The 17671-nt window shown below is 45.8% G+C and carries 19 protein-coding genes and 1 pseudogene; 11 read left to right on the forward strand and 9 right to left on the reverse strand.

Annotated features, from left to right (window positions below; translation table 11 throughout):
* Nucleotides 1-23 precede the first annotated feature (23 nt).
* The 3 genes from A4G20_06000 (at nt 24) to A4G20_06010 (ending at nt 2986) form a co-directional block, all read left to right on the forward strand.
* A complete protein-coding gene (locus A4G20_06000; protein ID QIW15915.1) occupies nt 24-1076 on the forward strand; it encodes a rod shape-determining protein MreC in 1053 nt (350 codons plus the stop codon).
* Nucleotides 1076-1564 carry a rod shape-determining protein MreD gene (locus A4G20_06005; GenBank protein ID QIW15916.1) on the forward strand — a complete coding sequence of 163 codons (489 nt, stop codon included), beginning with the start codon at nt 1076-1078 and terminating at the stop codon, nt 1562-1564. The genes A4G20_06000 and A4G20_06005 overlap by 1 nt, the downstream gene beginning before the upstream one ends.
* A gap of 81 nt (nt 1565-1645) precedes the next feature.
* Nucleotides 1646-2986 (forward strand): recombination factor protein RarA, encoded by a 1341-nt coding sequence (locus A4G20_06010; GenBank protein QIW15917.1) that lies wholly within the window; start codon nt 1646-1648, stop codon nt 2984-2986.
* A gap of 121 nt (nt 2987-3107) precedes the next feature.
* Here A4G20_06010 and A4G20_06015 read toward each other — a convergent pair whose 3' ends face one another.
* Entirely contained in the window at nt 3108-3863 is a 756-nt protein-coding gene (locus A4G20_06015; protein QIW15918.1) for a deoxyribonuclease, read from the reverse strand.
* A 133-nt stretch (nt 3864-3996) separates the two neighbouring features.
* Nucleotides 3997-6018, reverse strand: coding sequence for an excinuclease ABC subunit B (locus A4G20_06020; GenBank protein QIW15919.1), 2022 nt, complete (start codon nt 6016-6018; stop codon nt 3997-3999).
* A gap of 132 nt (nt 6019-6150) precedes the next feature.
* On the opposite strand from A4G20_06020, the gene A4G20_06025 reads away from it, so the two are divergent.
* From A4G20_06025 to A4G20_06055, 7 genes are all read left to right on the forward strand, one after another.
* Complete coding sequence (locus A4G20_06025) at nt 6151-6330, forward strand: hypothetical protein (protein QIW15920.1); 180 nt, start codon at nt 6151-6153, stop codon at nt 6328-6330.
* Nucleotides 6331-6630, forward strand: coding sequence for a transcriptional regulator (locus A4G20_06030; protein ID QIW15921.1), 300 nt, complete (start codon nt 6331-6333; stop codon nt 6628-6630).
* Between the two features lie 143 nt (nt 6631-6773).
* Nucleotides 6774-7367: a restriction endonuclease gene (locus A4G20_06035; protein QIW15922.1), complete on the forward strand. Its 594-nt coding sequence runs from the start codon at nt 6774-6776 to the stop codon at nt 7365-7367.
* A 672-nt stretch (nt 7368-8039) separates the two neighbouring features.
* On the forward strand, nt 8040-9194 hold the full coding sequence (locus A4G20_06040) for a hypothetical protein (GenBank protein ID QIW15923.1): 1155 nt from the start codon (nt 8040-8042) through the stop codon (nt 9192-9194).
* A 114-nt stretch (nt 9195-9308) separates the two neighbouring features.
* The gene (locus tag A4G20_06045; protein ID QIW15924.1) at nt 9309-9578 is read left to right on the forward strand and encodes a hypothetical protein; all 270 of its coding nucleotides are present in this window, start codon (nt 9309-9311) and stop codon (nt 9576-9578) included.
* Nucleotides 9562-9873: a hypothetical protein gene (locus A4G20_06050; protein QIW15925.1), complete on the forward strand. Its 312-nt coding sequence runs from the start codon at nt 9562-9564 to the stop codon at nt 9871-9873. Before A4G20_06045 ends, A4G20_06050 begins: the two co-directional genes overlap by 17 nt.
* Nucleotides 9874-10097: 224 nt before the next feature.
* Complete coding sequence (locus tag A4G20_06055; protein ID QIW15926.1) at nt 10098-11117, forward strand: hypothetical protein; 1020 nt, start codon at nt 10098-10100, stop codon at nt 11115-11117.
* 147 nt (nt 11118-11264) lie between these two features.
* Here the strand turns inward: A4G20_06055 and A4G20_06060 are convergent, their stop codons facing one another.
* From A4G20_06060 to A4G20_06070, 3 genes are read right to left on the reverse strand one after another with little or no spacing between them, the layout of a single operon-like run.
* Nucleotides 11265-11687 carry a guanosine-3',5'-bis(diphosphate) 3'-pyrophosphohydrolase gene (locus A4G20_06060; protein ID QIW15927.1) on the reverse strand — a complete coding sequence of 141 codons (423 nt, stop codon included), beginning with the start codon at nt 11685-11687 and terminating at the stop codon, nt 11265-11267.
* Entirely contained in the window at nt 11687-11905 is a 219-nt protein-coding gene (locus A4G20_06065) for a hypothetical protein (GenBank protein QIW15928.1), read from the reverse strand. The genes A4G20_06060 and A4G20_06065 overlap by 1 nt, the downstream gene beginning before the upstream one ends.
* Nucleotides 11905-12483 (reverse strand): hypothetical protein, encoded by a 579-nt coding sequence (locus A4G20_06070; GenBank protein ID QIW15929.1) that lies wholly within the window; start codon nt 12481-12483, stop codon nt 11905-11907. Before A4G20_06070 ends, A4G20_06065 begins: the two co-directional genes overlap by 1 nt.
* 149 nt (nt 12484-12632) lie before the next feature.
* On the opposite strand from A4G20_06070, the gene A4G20_06075 reads away from it, so the two are divergent.
* Nucleotides 12633-14078 carry a catalase gene (locus A4G20_06075; protein QIW15930.1) on the forward strand — a complete coding sequence of 482 codons (1446 nt, stop codon included), beginning with the start codon at nt 12633-12635 and terminating at the stop codon, nt 14076-14078.
* A 78-nt stretch (nt 14079-14156) separates the two neighbouring features.
* Here A4G20_06075 and A4G20_06080 read toward each other — a convergent pair whose 3' ends face one another.
* The 4 genes and pseudogenes from A4G20_06080 to A4G20_06095 all read right to left on the reverse strand — a co-directional run bounded on the left by A4G20_06080 (nt 14157) and on the right by A4G20_06095 (nt 17663).
* On the reverse strand, nt 14157-14417 hold the full coding sequence (locus A4G20_06080) for a toxin YoeB (protein QIW15931.1): 261 nt from the start codon (nt 14415-14417) through the stop codon (nt 14157-14159).
* Nucleotides 14414-14665 carry a prevent-host-death family protein gene (locus A4G20_06085; protein ID QIW15932.1) on the reverse strand — a complete coding sequence of 84 codons (252 nt, stop codon included), beginning with the start codon at nt 14663-14665 and terminating at the stop codon, nt 14414-14416. Before A4G20_06085 ends, A4G20_06080 begins: the two co-directional genes overlap by 4 nt.
* 110 nt (nt 14666-14775) lie before the next feature.
* Nucleotides 14776-16109, reverse strand: a pseudogene (locus A4G20_06090) (exodeoxyribonuclease VII large subunit).
* Nucleotides 16110-16358: 249 nt separating this feature from the next.
* Nucleotides 16359-17663 carry a serine--tRNA ligase gene (locus A4G20_06095; protein QIW15933.1) on the reverse strand — a complete coding sequence of 435 codons (1305 nt, stop codon included), beginning with the start codon at nt 17661-17663 and terminating at the stop codon, nt 16359-16361.
* Nucleotides 17664-17671 lie beyond the last annotated feature (8 nt).

A 17671-nucleotide genomic window follows, 5' to 3' on the forward strand; every position in this document is an offset into this window, starting at 1 on the left:
CCTTTCCAGAGCCTTAAAAACGCATGAAGCCAATTTTTGCTAAATCCCCCTCCCTGGGCCTACGCCTATTTTTTGCTATCACCCTGTCTATCATCTGTATTCTTACAGATGGCCGCACGACAGCCATGATACAAGTACGCAACTGGCTTGAAACCGCAGTAAGTGGCCTCTATTATTTTGCCAATACCCCGCGTTCCGTCCTAGATGGTGTCAGTAATAACTTTATTGATAACAACAAACTTCAGCTTGAAAACCAGGCTTTAAAGGATCAGCTGCGTGAAAAAAATGCCGATCTGCTTTTGCTTGATCAGCTCAAGGTGGAAAACCAGCGCCTGCGCCTCCTATTAAGTTCCCCTCTGCGTCAAGATGAATATAAAAAAGTGGCAGAAGTTTTGGCCGCTGAAATGGATAACTACCGCCAGCAGGTGGTCATCAACCAGGGCCGAAATGATGGTGCCTTTGTGGGGCAGCCTATTATTGATGAACGGGGCGTGGTCGGCCAGGTCATTTCGGTGGGGGAAAAGAGCAGTCGAGTGCTACTGATTAGTGATGTGACCCACGCTGTGCCAGTTCAGGTCTTGCGTAATGATGTGCGAGCCATTGCCAATGGCACGGGCCATAATGATGAACTCTTGCTGGATAACCTGCCCCGTACGGTGGATATTGCCAAGGGCGATGTCTTAGTTACCTCTGGCCTGGGTGGCCGTTTTCCTGAAGGTTATCCTGTTGCGGTGGTGGAATCGGTGTCAAATGACGGCAAGACCCACTTCGCCCGAGTGGTTGCCCGTCCGCTGGCTTCTCTGGATCGTTTGCGGTATTTGCTCCTGCTTTGGCCAACCAGCGAAGAGGTGCGTAAGGCACAAAGCATTTCGCCACAAGATGTGCGTGATGCGGTGGAAGAGCGCCGCCAAAGCCTCAACCCGCTAGAACGCCTTAAAAATGGTATGAAAAAGACCCCTATCAAGGAAGACAGCAGGGAAGAAGCACAGGATGATGACCTAGGTGAAAACCCAGCCAGCCTGCCTGAGCAAGAAGAGGACGGCATCAACCACAGCACAGAAGAAGGAGCAGAATAATGCGAGGCAACCCAATTTTTCAACTGCTGGTCTTAATCGCCATTTTTGTGGTGGCCTTTGTGCTGGAAATTATGCCTTGGCCAGCAGGCTTTCAAGGTCTACGTCCAACCTGGATTGTGTTGGTGCTGCTTTATTGGACTCTGGCTTTACCCAATAAAATTAACGTTGGCACAGCCTTTGCCGCAGGCATTGTTTGGGATCTGATTCTAGGCTCTATCTTGGGCATTCACGCCCTGGTTTTGTCCTTTGCCATTTATTTTGTGGCCAAATACCACCTGATTTTACGCAACCTCTCCCTTTGGTTACAAAGCCTCTTGGTCATGGGCTTTATTGTGCTGATTCGCTGTGCCATTTTCTTGGTGGAATTTATTTTACACAGTGCAGAATTTAACAGCCAAGAGTTAGCTGGGGCGGTCATTAGTGGCGTACTTTGGCCTTGGATCTTCTTGTTGATGCGCCATATCCGCCGAGGCTTGCATTTGCGTTAGGCCGTAGGGTGGGCATCCTTGCCCACCGTGTTACCCGTTCCTATGGTGGGCAAGGATGCCCACCCTACATTTATATTAGATATGAAAAGTAGCCTTTCCCTTGATTTTACCGAAGACTTCCGTCCTCTTTCTGCCCGTATGCGGCCCCGCAATCTCAATGAATATATCGGACAGTCGCACATTGTCGGCCCAGGCAAGCCCTTGCGTCGAGCCATTGAAGCAGGCCACAGCCATTCGATGATTTTCTGGGGGCCGCCAGGCACGGGTAAGACCACCTTGGCCGAAATCATTGCCCACCAACTTGATGCCGAAGTGGAGAGGATTTCAGCCGTGACCAGCGGCATTAAAGAAATCCGAGAAGCCATAGAGATTGCCAAACGCAACCAACAAACAGGCCGCCGTACCCTCTTGTTTGTGGATGAAGTCCACCGCTTTAACAAGAGCCAGCAAGATGCCTTCCTACCTCATATTGAAGACGGCACCATCATTTTTATTGGCGCAACTACCGAAAATCCTTCCTTTGAACTCAATAATGCCCTACTTTCACGAGCCAGGATCTACATTCTAAAATCCCTGACCAGCACCGAAATCCAGCAGGTCTTGGCACAAGCACTGGCCGATGAGGAGCGGGGCTTGGGCCGAGAAAAAATCATCTTAGAAGATGAAGTGATTGATCTCTTGGCCGATTATGTCAATGGCGATGCTCGCTTTGCTCTAAATTGCTTGGAGCTGATGGTGGATATGGCGGAAGGATCGCCCCAAGGAAAGGTACTCAATAAGGCGCTTTTGGTGGATGTGCTAGGCGAACGCCAAGCCCGCTTTGACAAGGGCGGAGATCGGTATTACGACCTGATTTCCGCTCTACACAAGTCTATCCGAGGTTCTTCGCCCGATGGCGCTCTTTATTGGTATGCTCGCATTCTCACCGCAGGCGGCGATCCCCTCTATGTGGCCCGCCGCCTTTTGGCCATCGCCTCTGAAGACATTGGCAATGCTGACCCTCGAGCCATGCAAGTAGCGCTCAGCGCCTGGGACTGCTTTACCCGAGTAGGCGCCTATGAGGGCGAGCGAGCCATTGCCCAGGCCGTGATTTATTTGGCGGTTGCTCCAAAAAGTAATGCGGTCTATCAGGCCTTTAACCAGGCCAAGAAACTGGCCCAAGAGGCCAAGGACTATGATGTTCCACCCCATCTTCGCAACGCCCCAACTAAATTGATGAAGGAGCTGGGCTACGGCGCTGAATACCGCTATGCCCACGATGAAGCCCACGCCTTTGCCGCAGGGGAAAACTATTTCCCTCCCGAACTCAAGGATACCAAGTTTTACTACCCCAATGAGCGAGGCTTAGAAAAGCAAATTAAAGACAAGGTGGAATGGATAGAGGAGCAGAATAGGTTGAGTGCCAAGCAGCGTTATAAGTAAGGCCTGTTGGTGTTTTAAGTATATTGGTGTTTTAAGTATATAAAACAAACAAATTTATCTCATCTTTTATCCCCAGCCCCAAAGGGGCTGAATATGCGTAACCTAGTACGGCTCTGCCATGCTAGGCAATAAATTCATAAAACCCCAAGGCATTTTCTCTCACCTGCCCAGTTACCTCTTCCACAGGTATGCCTTTCAGAACAGCAATTTGCTCCATCACAGCCTTAAGCTGAAGCACGGTTTCTCGAGCCATAAAGCCCTCTTGCGGATAGGGGGCATCAGTTTCGATCATCAAACGCTTGAGCGGAAAGGCTTTTACTACGGCCTGGGTCTTGGCATTCCATAAAATATCGGGCGTAACACTGACCATATAGGCTGTATCTAGCAGCTTGTTTATAAGGGCAGGGCTGGCCTTAAACCAGTGAAAATGTGCCTTACTGATCTGATGTTTTTCTAACAAGGCTAGAGCCAGTTCCGTATCTTCATAAACTATATGCAAATTTAAGGGTAAATCCCACCGCTTGGCGGTGATGATAAAACGCTCAAGCAGCTCAAGATAGGGCTGGTAATCAAGGCTTGGGTTTTCCTTCTTCAGATAATAGGGCAGGCCGACTTCGCCGATGGCCGATAATCTATGGTGGTTTTCATCAATCCAGTCAAAGAGGGCTTGGATTTCTGAAGGAGAGGGTAGGGCTTGTTCAGGGTGGAAGCCGGCGGCGATATGGAGTTTGCTTGCAAGCGGTTGGATTTGGGCCAATTTTTGCAAACTGGCCAAGGAGGTGCTGACGGCTAGGCAGCCAGATAATTGGGGCTGGTTGAGGATGTAGTCAATATCCTCAGGCGGGAATTGGTCTAGGTGGATATGGCTGTCGAACATGGTTTTATTCCTTAGTAGGGTGGGCATCCTTGCCCACCATAAAAGATCTCTCCGATAGCGCCAGCGTCCTCGCTGGTGCTGAAACCCCCTTGATAGATAGGGCACCAGCCTGGAGGCTGGCGCCATCTTTGAGTTAGACCTCTAACAAGGCCAACCTAAGCTGCTGGATCTGATCCCGCACCGCAGCCGCTTTTTCAAACTCCAAGTCCTTAGCAAAGTCTCGCATTTGGGCCTCCAAACGCTTGAGTTCTTTTTCCAAATCCTTGCGGGACTTCGGCACAAAATCACTTGCAAGTTTTTGGTCTTTTTTGACCGCTTGCTTGCTCCTTTTTGGTTTGTCAGTCTGACCAATATCCAGCAATTCACCCACCTTCTTATTTAGGGCTTGCGGGGTAATACCCTGTTCCTCATTGTATTTCTGCTGCTTCTCTCGGCGGCGTTCGGTCTCTTGAATGGCCTTTTGCATTGAATTAGTAATCCGATCACCATAAAGAATGGCCTTGCCGTTGAGATTACGGGCGGCTCGGCCGATGGTCTGAATCAGGGAGCGTTCGGAACGTAAGAAGCCCTCCTTATCTGCATCAAGAATAGCCACCAGCGAAACCTCTGGCATATCTAAACCTTCTCGAAGCAGGTTGATCCCCACCAGCACATCGAACATCCCCTTACGCAGGTCGTGGATAATTTCCACCCGTTCTACCGTGTCGATGTCGCTGTGCAGGTAACGCACCCGCACCCCGTGTTCGTCCAAGTAATCGGTCAAGTCCTCGGCCATTTTTTTTGTTAGGGTAGTGACCAAGACCCTTTCGTCCACCTCCACTCGCTTATGGATTTCAGACAGGAGATCATCCACCTGGGTAGCAACAGGTCGTACCTCAATCAGCGGATCTAAAAGCCCCGTTGGCCGCACCACCTGATCGACCACATCGCCGTTGGATTTCTCCAACTCGTAGGGGCCTGGGGTGGCGGACACATAAATGGTTTGAGGCGAAAGAGCTTCAAATTCCTCAAAACGAAGCGGGCGGTTGTCCAGGGCTGAAGGTAGGCGGAAGCCGTATTGCACCAGGGTTTCTTTTCTTGCTCGGTCGCCCCGATACATCCCGCCAATTTGCGGCACGGTAACGTGGGATTCATCAATAATCAGCAGACCATCAGCCGGCATATAGTCAAAGAGGGTTGGCGGTGGCTGGCCCTCTTTTCTGCCCGACAGGTAGCGGGAGTAGTTTTCAATGCCCGAACAGTAGCCCAGCTCGTTCATCATCTCAATATCGAATTGGGTGCGTTGGGCCAGGCGTTGTTCTTCCACCAGCTTGTTTTCCTTGATCAGATAGGTTCGGCGGTCGGCCAGCTCCTCCTTGATTTGTTCAATAGCCTCTAAAATCCGCTCCCTTGGAGTCACATAATGGCTCTTTGGATAGACCGTATAGCGGGGAACCTTGCCCAGGCTGTGGCCAGTCAGCGGGTCGAAGAGGGAGAGGTTTTCGATTTCATCATCAAACAGTTCGACCCGCAGGGCCACCTCGTCCGATTCGGCTGGGAAGATGTCAATCACCTCGCCCCGCACTCGGAAGGTGGAACGCTGGAAGGCCTGATCGTTACGGGTGTATTGGAGTTCGGCCAGGCGAGTGAGGATCTCCCGCTGGTTCATAATAGCCCCCACCTGCAAGTGCAACATCATCTGCATATAGGCATCCACATCCCCCAAGCCGTAAATGGCCGACACCGAGGCCACCACGATGGTATCCCGCCGTTCCAAGAAAGACTTGGTAGCAGACAGCCGCATTTGCTCGATCTGCTCGTTGATGGAGGCATCCTTTTCAATAAAGGTATCGCTGCTGGGCACATAGGCCTCAGGCTGGTAGTAGTCGTAGTAGGAAACGAAGTATTCCACCGCATTTTCAGGGAAAAAGGCCTTCATTTCGGCATAGAGCTGGGCGGCCAGGGTCTTATTGGGTGCGAGTAGCATGGCCGGGCGGTTAAGGGTGGCAATCACGTTTGCGATGGTGAAGGTCTTGCCCGAACCTGTTACCCCCAAAAGGGTTTGGTGGGCCAGGCCATCATTAAGCCCTTCGGTTAATTTGGCAATGGCCGAGGGCTGATCGCCCGAGGGCTTAAAGGGGCTGTGGAGGATAAAGGGTTTGCCGTGTTTGGTCATGGCTGAGTTCCTATCAAAAATAAGGGTTATTGTAGCAGATCTTTAGTGAGAGTGGGGCAATGGTCTGCATCTTCACCCATTCTCCTATAGGCTTGACATATAAGGAATAACTTATAAACTAAGGGTTAGTTTATGAACCAAGTAAATGAATATCAAGGCAAGCCCTTACGAGCTTTCTTTGCTTTTGATCCAAAACGCCAAGCGATTGTCTTGTGTGGCGGAGATAAAACAGGCGATAAGCAATTTTACCAACGAATGATCCGATTGGCGGATAGAGAACTAAGTCAGTATTTAAAGGAACTGGAGGCCTAAATGAAAACGCTCGCACAATTTCTTGATGAATTTAGCCCAACCGATCGCAAAGAGATCGAGCAAAAGGCCGAGGAGCTGATGCTTGAAAGCGGCTTATCCACCTTGCGGCAGGAATTGGCACTTTCCCAAAAAGATATGGCCAAAAGTTTAGGTATCTCCCAGCCTGCGATTGCACAAATTGAACAAAGAGGAAATGATTTACGACTTTCAACACTAAAACGCTATATTGAAACCATGGGCGGTAAACTTAGCCTTTCAGTAGAAATGCCAACAGGGGATATTCGTATTTTTCAGATATAAAAGCGAGGACAGCATTCGTTGGTAAACTAGTTGCCATCAGCGAAAACAACAAAAACCAACCCACCCTCTTGCCCTAAAATTTGACGAAAGAAAGCCTACTGTTTAAGATAGGCCAATTCAAGAACCATCTCCAAGGAGAGCCAATGAGCCTGCCTATGAATGAAATTACCCGCCTAGAGCAGTTAGATTTGAATCGTAGTTACAGCTACGCTGATTATCTGATGTGGAAGCTCAAGGAACGGGTGGAAATTATTAAAGGCAAGATTGTTGCCATGTCACCCGCTCCAACACGCCTACACCAGCGGATTTCAATGAAGCTTACCGCTTATTTTGTTAGCGTGTTTGACAACCACGACTGCCAGCTTTACGCAGCTCCCTTTGATGTTCGTTTACCCGATCAAAATGGCCAAATTAAAAACGTGGTTCAGCCAGACTTATGTGTCATTTGCGATCATAGCAAGTTAGACGACAGGGGCTGCATTGGTGCACCTGATTTGGTGGTAGAAATCCTCTCTATGGGCAACTCCAAGCGTGAAATCAAGCATAAGTTTGAGCTATACCAAGAATCAGGTGTGAGTGAGTATTGGGTGGTGAATCCCTCTCAGGAATATATCCAAATTTATGTGTTAGAAAATGGCCGCTATATCGGCATCGCCCCTGTTTCCGAAGGCGAAATCATTACCTCAGTACGATTTCCCCACTTGAGTTTTTCCACGGCCAAGTTATATGAGCTGTAAGCCTAGGAGCTATTGATGTTTTAAGTATTAAAACAAGCAACGTTATATAATCTTTTTCCCCAGCACGGCAGAGCCGTACTGGGTTAAGCATGGTTGAGCAGCTTTGCTGCTCCTCATTTCACAGCCCCAAAGGGGCTGACTTATGCGTAACCTAGTACGGCTCTGCCGTGCTAGGCAATAAATAGGTTGATTTTTTATGCTTCAAACATCAACAGACCTTAAATCCCATAAAAGAAAAACCTAAACCGCTCAAAATCCCACCATTTCTTTGTACAGAGAACCGTTCCGAATGCAAGTATTTTGTAAAAATGTGAGCCATATCACAAAATCAGAAGAAAGTTCCATAAAATGACAAAAATCAAATAAAAATATTTTCCCCTTGTTTTTCAATATGTTGAGTTATTTTAAAAATGAAGTTTTTTGTCATTTTTTTGAAATAAATAGAGTTACACTTCTAAAAATACTTATAACTTATTGATTTAAAACAGGTTTTTAAACTATTTAAAAAAATGCTTTAGATTATTGACACAAAATCACATTTTTGCCATTATTCGCTCGCATTCAACAGTCGCCTAGTTTACAAAACTGAAGTTGTTGAATTCGGAGGACGCTCTTATACCTTAACGAGAGCCGTTTCTAAGCAAACTAAAATAACAATTTAAGGTGATTATTATGAAAAAAACACTCGTTGCATTAGCAGTAACTGCATTCGCAGCATCAGCTTCAGCAGTAACCGTTTACGACAATGAAGGTACTAAGTTCGTTGTTGATGGTCGTGTACATGTTTATGCAGATAAAGAAACCTCTAAAGAAGGTAATGCAAAAACAACTGGCCATTCAAAATTAGCAAATAATGGCTCTCGTGTACGCTTTACTGTAACACACAATATTACTGATGACTTTTATGGCTTTGGCCGTGTTGAACTACGTTTTCATGGTAAAGACAAAACCAAATTAGTGAAAAATGAGAAGTATGATTCAACCAATCCAAATTCTTTACCATATACATTAGAAGAAGGCCATTCAACTGGATCTGCTAACTGGGGTAACGTATATGCGCACCGTGGTTATGTTGGTTTAGGTAGCAAATCAGCGGGTAGCGAAGTAACCTTTGGTAAGATGCTACTCATTGGTGATGATATTGGCCGTATCGGTTTAGATAACCTTTATGGTGTAGGTTCTGCCTTATCAGAAGTTAAAGGTCAATCTATCCTAACTGAAGCAACTAATAGTGGTGTTGAATATCGCTTTACAGGTGTGAAAGGCTTAACCTTAGCAGCCAACTATAATTTTGCGACTGAAACTGACACAGTTGGCTCAGCCAAAGCTGACTACGGTGTAGGTGCAATCTATGAGTTTGCAGTAGCTGAAGATGCAACCGTAAGTGCTTCTGTAGGTTACTCACACACAGACTTCCAAAATGTAGCTGCAACAAACCAAGAAGATAAAGATGGCGTTTACGGTGGTGTAAACTACCAAAACAGCTTCTTCAAAGTGGGTGTTGATGGTGGTCGTGCAGTGCTTAAAGCCAAAAATGGCGACAAACTTAACACAACCAGTTTTGTAAGAACAGGTGCTAAATTCAACGTAACAGATAAAGCTGCAGTGTATGGTAACTATGGTTACTTAACAGTTAAAGCGGATACACCTAAAGAAGCTAAAACGCATGGTAAGAATACTGCTCACCGCTTTATGTTAGGTGCTGAATACAAACTTCACAAACAAGTTAAAACTTATGTTGAAGGTAAATTTGATAAAATCAAATTTGCTAACGGTACAAAACAAAAAGATAAAGGTATTGGTGTTGGTTTAGTAGCATACTTCTAAGATCTTTTTCTCCTAGTTCAAAACCACCCTCTCAAGGGTGGTTTTTTGTTATTCGTTTTTTATATTGTGAAAAAAAGGAAAAATGATTAGAATTTGTCTGGATGAGGTATTCAAATGAAGATAGAATTTGATCCAGATAAAAACCAGCGAAATATTGTTGAGAGAGGATTGTCTTTTGAGCAAGTCATTGACTTCCAATGGGGAACGGCCTATATTTGGCCTGACTTACGCTTTGATTATGGAGAAATTCGCTTAAATGCATTAGGCTTTTTAGGAGAGCGTCTTCATTACTTAACCTTTAAGCCTATTGAGGGTGGTGTGAGAGTTATTAGCTTTAGAAAAGCGAATAAACGAGAGGTAAAACAATATGAAAGTAATCAATAAAGCTGACTACTATGATGAAATTGCAGAAAAGACGCCCTTAACAGATAAAGAGCTTTCTCAATTTCGTCCATTAAAGGATGTTATGCCTGCGGAATTTGTTGAGATGGTAATGGCTCATCAAGCAGAACGTGAGCGTTTAGGCTTTATCACTCCTCAAGATAAGCAAGTACCTTTAAAACAATCCGTCACCCTACGCCTATCGCCTGAAATCTTAGAAAAATTCCGAGCAACAGGCAAGGGCTGGCAAAGTCGCTTAAATGACGTTCTCTTGGATTATGTAAAAACGGCAATGTAATATAAGGTTAAAGCCACTCTTTAAGAGTGGTTTTTTGTTATCTATAGCCTCAGAAGTTTTCAATTTAAGATGACTAGGCTGGTACCTCTATATCAATGGCTTATCAGCACTAATCTATCCTAGGGTAACTCCTTACCCACGGCCAAAAGCAAAAAGAAAGAGTTACATTTCTCTTATTTATATGTTACTATTTTACTCAATTAATGTTACTTATTGAGGTGGGTATGAACAATATTTTGCACAAATTACTGGAAATAGTGAAAGATAATCCTACACAAACAGCAGATGCCCTTGCCACTACTTTATCTATTACTCGGCAAAGTGCATCACGCAAGCTAAAGGGCTGGGTAGAGGATAATTTGCTGAGTGTATCAGGCAGAGGGCGTGCAACACGTTATGCCTTGGTTGAACAGGTTGAATCTTTCCATTTTGGACAGATTGACAGTTTAGATGAGTTTTTAGTTTATTCACAAACCTTAGGCCCTAAATTGTCCAGCTTACCACGCAATGTGCTAGAAGCTTTCCAATATGGCTTTACTGAAATGTTCAATAATGCCATTGATCATTCAGCAGCAACGGAAATCATCGTTGAAATTCGCCAAACCCCTATTTCAACCTTTGTCAGCATTAAAGATAATGGCTTGGGGATTTTTGAAAAAATTCAAAAGGCCTTTGGTTTAATTGATATTCGCCAATCTATCTTTGAATTATCAAAAGGAAAGCTAACTACAGACAAGGCTAATCATAGCGGGGAAGGCATCTTCTTTGCCTCTAAAATTTTTGATTTTTTCTGTATTAGCTCAAAGGGCTGGGCCTTTGTTCATAATGGTGACTTAATTGATGTTATGTATGAACATGATGTTGATTATGTTGATGGCACAGAGGTAATGTTTGAACTAAAACATAGCTGGCCAAAACAGACAAAGGATATTTTTGACAAGTTTGCCATGCCTGAAGAATATACTTTTGCAACAACTGTTGTGCCTGTTAATTTGGCTAAACACGAGGGGGAATTTTTGATTTCACGCTCTCAGGCCAAAAGGCTGGTTGCACGTTTTGAACATTTTCAACAGGTGATTTTAGATTTTCAGAATGTAGCCAGCATTGGCCAGGCCTTTGCAGATCAAATTTTCCGTGTCTATCAAAATGAACACCCTGATGTGCAATTATTTGTTACAAATGCTACAGAGGATATCCAGAATATGATTTCTCGTACAGGGTTTAAATTTAGCGAAGGAAGTTGATTATTTAGCATAAGATTACCTCCAAAACCAACCGCTTGTTTCCTCAGCAAGCGGTTGATTTTTGCGATTTATTTGCAAAATAAGAGTTTATTCCCCCTACATCTCCCACAAATACTAATCACTCTCAAATAAAAACCTAGCTGTTAGCTAGGTTAGTAAGAAGTGCTTGGCTTGTTGATATTTTTGCTGGCGCAATCTATCTTTTTCTGTTGGGTTAGGTAAACGAGATAAATCCATATTATGTGTCAAATCCGCTATTTTAACTTTTCGAGCAATTTCATTGGCCTTCACACGCCCCAAGTAATCTTGGTAAGATTCCCCCTTGCGTTTAGTTATTGCCTCAACCGCTTTAGCAATGGCTTGGCCAAATAAAACTGAAATCTCTCCCAAAGACATCTGGGTATCTTCTACACTATCGTGTAACCAAGCGGTTGCTATCACTATATCATCTTCATGAGAAAGCAAATCTGCAACAAACTTCAAATGATAGATATAAGGTTGCCCAGCTTTATCAAGCTGATTTTGATGTGCTTGCTGAGCAAACTGTGCGGCTTTTTGGGAAAGTAACATCAATGCACCTTAATAAAGCGGATAGCTTCTTTTTCTGAAATTTCATCGTAATCAGAAAAGTCGCTTACCAAAATCTTGTCTGCCCAAAATGTGCCGAATTTCTGATCCCAATCTTCTTGTTCAGGCTCATAGACAGCGAAAGAAAGCCAATCTGACGGCATTCCACGGATCAACTTTTGCTTGTTGTCGCCAATATCTGCTAAATAATATTGATACATTACTTTTTACCTTTGATGAAATCAATGTTCTTAGGTACTTTTAGATTAGCACTTAATTTCTGCATTTCAAGCAAAATTTTTGCTTTTTCTTGTACCGATGTTTCAGGAGATCGAAATACCTCATATAGTTGATGCAGTCTGCCATTTTTGAGTTCAAAGCTTTCTTGGGTATGGTATTGCAGTTCAAAAATAATATTATCTTTCTTAAGCAGAACATTTACAAAAGTGTTAATACCTTTATAGCTTGAGCCATCTTGCCAAGTGTTTTTGATAATAAGGGTCTTATATCCTTGTTCAATAAGTTGAATCTGCATTTGTTGGTATTGCTCAACAAAGGTGTGAGGATCAAAAATAGCTGTATAACGGATCAGGTCTTTAATACTTTCTACGGCTTTTTCCTCTGAAAGCCCCGCTAACATTTCTGTTTTGATTTTACGCTCTAAGGATTCAACCGATTTTAGGCGATATTCAAGTCCTGCTGTTTTACCTCCCACGGAAGAAATGATTTTAGTTACATCACGGGTAATCTGAGGTTCAAGCTCTTTGGCCTTTTCCCATAAAAGTTTAGCGCTTTGCATTATTAGCTTTTTCTCTGTTAAATACTATCAATAATAATATATCAATCAGCATTTGTTATCAATTCAATAGTTTGCCCGCTTCCTCTCACCAACCTATAATCCCTCTTGATTTATTTCTGTTTTATTTTTACCCAGTAGGAGAGATTACCATGTCAAAATGTCCATTTGATCACAAAAGCCTAACCACAGCCGCTGGTAGCCCTGTTGTTGATAACGACAACACCATGTCAGCCGGCCCGAAAGGCCCTTTGCTTTTGCAAGATGTTTGGTTCCAAGAAAAATTAGCCCACTTCGCCCGTGAGCGTATTCCTGAGCGTGTGGTGCATGCCAAGGGTTCTGCGGCCTTTGGTACCTTCACTGTTACCCACGACATCAGCAAATACACCAAGGCTGCCCTTTTCAACCAAGTTGGCAAGCAAACCGAAGTCCTCTTGCGTTTCTCAACCGTAGCGGGTGAACGTGGTGCGGCCGATGCCGAGCGTGATGTACGTGGTTTCTCCCTCAAATTCTACACCGAGCAAGGCAACTGGGATTTAGTGGGCAACAACACGCCGGTCTTCTTTATCCGTGATCCGCTCAAGTTCCCAGACTTCATTCACACCCAAAAACGCAACCCACAAACCAACCTGCGTGATGCCAATGCGGCTTGGGATTTCTGGGCTCGTCACCCTGAATCCATGCATCAAGTGATGATCCTTCACTCAGACCGTGGTATTCCAGCCACCCTTCGCCACATGAACGGTTACGGCAGCCACACCTTCAGCTTTGTGAACGAAGCCAATGAGCGTTTCTGGGTTAAATTCCACTTTAAAACCCAGCAAGGCCACAAGCACTTCACCAATGAAGAAGCGGCTAAAGTGGTGGGTCAAGACCGTGAATCCAGCCAGCGTGATCTCTTTGAAGCCATTGAACGTGGCGACTTCCCACGTTGGACAGTGCAAGTACAAATTATGCCAGAGGCCGATGCCCACAAGCACAACTATGCCTTCGACTTAACCAAAGTATGGCCACACGCTGACTACCCAGTGATGGATGTAGGTGTACTTGAGCTTAACCGCAACCCAGCCAACTACTTTGCTGAAGTAGAGCAGGCTGCCTTTGCACCGAGCAATATCGTCTCAGGCATCGGTTTCTCGCCAGACCGTATGCTCCAAGGCCGCTTGTTCTCTTACCAAGATGCACAGCGTTACCGCTTGGGCGTAAACCACCACCAAATCCCAGTGAACGCACCAAAATGCCCATACCACACCACTCACCGTGATGGGGCAATGCGGGTGGACAACAACGGCGGTGCCAACCCGAATTACGCACCAAACCGTTTCAACACCTATGTGCCAAGCCACGATCAGCAACCTGAATTGGCTTTAGAGCGCGGTGCTGCCCACTTTGATTTCCGTGGCTACGATGAGGATTACTACTCACAGCCAGCCGCCCTTTACGCCCTTTTCTCTCAAGAAGAAAAAGACCGTCTAGCGGCCAACTACGCAGCGAGCTTGTCAGGTGTCGAGCAATCTATTTTAGATATGCAAATGGTTCACTTTGAGAAGATCAACCCAGAATTAGCAAACGCCATTCGCCAACATCTGGCCAAATAAGCCGATGGAGGCAAAAAATCCTCCTATACACATTGTTTGCTAAAACTAAATCCCCACCGAAAGGTGGGGATTTTTTGTTTATTCTCCATAATGATAACGACAAGATGCTATCAAAATAGCATCATTTTCTACGCTATAAACCAGGCGATGCTCATCATTAATACGACGGGACCAAAAGCCACTTAAGTTATATCGCAAAGGTTCAGGCTTACCAATACCCGCAAAAGGTTCACGGCGAATATCTTTGATAAGCGTGTTTATTCGCTTTAGCAAGGTCTTATCATATTGCTGCCAGTAAAGGTAATCATCCCAAGCCTCATTAGAAAAAATCAGCTTCATTCAATCAGCTCTCTCTCAAGACCTTGGTTTTCACGTAATTGTTCAATGCTGGCCATTAAGCGTTTGGCATTTGCGGGGGAGCGTAAAAGATAGGCCGTCTCCTCTAAGGAACGGAACTGTTCATAAGACATGAGCACGCAATTTTCGCCCTTGGTGCGAGTAATCAACATCGGTTCAACATTTTTCACTACGTTTGCCATTGTTTGAGCAAGGTTTTGCCGTGCTTCTGAATAAGTAATTGTTTGCATAAAAGCTCCTCTATTGTTGTCCAATTTATTGTACAATAACTTCCCTTAGTAGCGCAAATACAAGCGGTCTAAAAATGGCAAAATGTTGCTAATCTTGATTTTATGTCTCTTTAACTATCAACCAAACCCTGCACCACACTCACCACCTTCCCCCTCTCCAAGCGGGTGATAAGCCTGTCGCCCACTTGGACTTGGCCGGCTTTGGTTAGCACTTGGCCTGTTGCTTCTTGCTGGGTCAGGCTATAACCCCGCCCCAGAACCTTGAGCGGGCTTAAACTTTCAAGCTGCACACAAAGCTGCTTGAATTTTTGCTGATCAGCCGTTAATTTTTTCTCTAGGGCATAATTTAGGCGTTGCTGTAATTGAATCTGTTGCTGCTTGAGTTTGACCACTTGATAGGGCAGAGGGTTACGCTTGAGCCTGTCGGCCAAGCCTTGCCAGGTTCGGGTTTTATGGGCTAACAGGGCAGCCATTTGTTGATAGAGGGCTTGTTCCACGGCCTTGAGCTGCTCCTGCTGGCGGGCTAAAGAACGCTTAGGATCTTGAGCCTTGAGGCGGAGCTTGAGCTGCTCAAAACGGTGGAGTTTCCTGGCCCACAAGCGGTCGAAGGCCAGGTTAATTTTGTCAAATTGATGCGTGAGCTGGCGAACCAATTCCTGCCTGTCACGGCTAACCAACTCCGCTGCCGCAGATGGTGTTGGCGCCCGCAGGTCTGCCACAAAATCGGCAATGGTCACATCGGTTTCGTGGCCCACGGCACTGATAATCGGAATCTGTGAATTGAAAATGGCATAGGCCACCCTTTCCTCATTAAAGCACCACAAGTCCTCCAAGGAACCACCCCCACGGCCGACAATCAAGACATCACATTCTTGCCGCTGATTGGCCAGTTCAATGGTTGCCGCAATATCCTGCACCGCCTCCTTGCCCTGCACCAAGGTAGGGTAAATAATCAGGTGAAGGGAAGGATCCCGCCGCTGCAAAATTTGCAAAATATCCTGCAACGCCGCCCCGCTTGATGAGGTGATAATCCCAATGGTTTTGGCAAAGGGGGGAATGGGTTTCTTGTGTTCTTGGGCAAAGAGGCCAAGGCCTGCCAGCTTGAGCTTGAGGGCTTCAAACTGCTGTTGCAAAAGGCCATCACCCGCAGGCTGCATACTGTCGATAATAAGCTGATAATCCCCCGAGGCTCATAAAGGCTAACGCTGGCCCGCACCAAAACCTGCATCCCATTTTGCGGCCTAAAGGCCACCCGCTGGTTTTTCATCCTAAACATGGCACAACGCACCTGGGCTTGTTCATCCTTGAGGGTCAAATACCAATGGCCCGACACAGGCTGGCTAAAGTTAGAAATTTCCCCCGTCAGCCAAATGGCGCCGAGTTCCATCTCCAGCAGGTTGCGGACGGTGTAGTTAAGTTGGGTAACAGTGAGGATCTTGTTCATATATAGAGGACTAAGTTTTTTTGCACAGTTTACGTGGAATGGAACAAGAAGGGAAGTGTTTGCTGGAATTGGAGAGGAGCTTGATAAATAAAGCAAAAATTCTTCTTTTTACAAGCTTAAAAGTGATTTTTTCGTTTTGGATCGTAAGAGTGCTATTTTAGCCATATTAATAATATTCCAAGTGTAAAACAAAAGCCCGAATTACTTCGGGCTTTTGTTTGCAAAAAATTCAGCTTTTCTAGCCGCTTGTTAGCCAATCACTTCCAAGCCGCCCATATAGGGGCGTAAGACTTCTGGCACATCAATCTTGCCGTCTGCACGTTGGTAGTTTTCAAGCACGGCTACCAGGGTGCGGCCAACCGCCAAGCCTGAACCGTTAAGGGTGTGAACTAGGCGGGTTTTCTTATCGCCCTTGGTGCGGCAGCGGGCGGCCATGCGGCGGGCTTGGAAGTCCCACATATTGGAGCAAGAAGAAATCTCACGGTAGGTGTTTTGGGCTGGCAACCAGACTTCTAAATCATAGGTTTTGGCAGCACTAAAGCCCATGTCGCCAGAGCAAAGTAGCATTTTGCGGTATGGCAGGCCTAATAGCTGTAGCACTTTTTCGGCATGGCCGGTTAATTCTTCAAGGGCCTCCATGGATTTTTCAGGGGCGACAATTTGCACCATTTCCACCTTGTCAAACTGGTGCATACGAATTAAGCCACGAGTATCACGCCCGTAAGAACCCGCCTCGGCACGGAAGCAAGGAGTGTGGGCTGTGTATTTAAGCGGTAGGCTTTCTTCGTCTAAAATTTCATCCCGCACCAAGTTAGTAACAGGCACTTCTGCTGTTGGAATCAGGGCTAGAGATTTTTGCACCTCGTTCGGGTCTTGGCCTTCTAGGGGCTTGGTGTGGAAGAGATCTTCACCAAATTTTGGCAGCTGGCCTGTGCCAAAGAGGGTGTCGTGATTAACCAAATAAGGCACATAGGTTTCTTGGTAGCCATGTTGTTCGGTGTGGAGATCCAGCATAAATTGGCTCAAGGCACGGTGCAGTTTAGCCACCTGCCCCTTCATTACCGCAAAACGGCTGGCCGCCAATTTGACGCCGGCTGGGAAATCTAAACCGCCTAGGTTTTCGCCTAAGGTAACGTGATCTTTAACCTCAAAATCAAAGGTTCTCGGCGTGCCCCAGCGGGAAACTTCTAGATTTTCGCTGTCGTCTTTACCAATTGGCACTTCTTCCGCAGGCAGGTTTGGCACGCTTAAAAGCAGCTCACGAATCTGGGCTTGTACCTTGTCTAATTCAATCTTGGCCTGATCCAATTCATTGCCCATGGTATCCACTTCAGCCAAGAGGACACTAATGTCTTCGCCCTTAGCCTTGGCCTGGCCAATAGCCTTGGATCGGCTATTACGCTCTGCCTGTAAGGTTTCGGTTTTAACTTGGAGGGTCTTACGCTGCTCTTCTAGGCTGGCCACCAAGGCAGTGTCAAGGTTGAAGTTGCGTTTGGTTTTAAGGATGTGTGCGACCTCATCTAATTGGGTGCGCAGGAGGTTTTGGTCGATCATATTTGTCC

Source organism: Pasteurellaceae bacterium RH1A (assembly GCA_012221805.1).
Classification (GTDB): Bacteria; Pseudomonadota; Gammaproteobacteria; order Enterobacterales; family Pasteurellaceae; genus RH1A.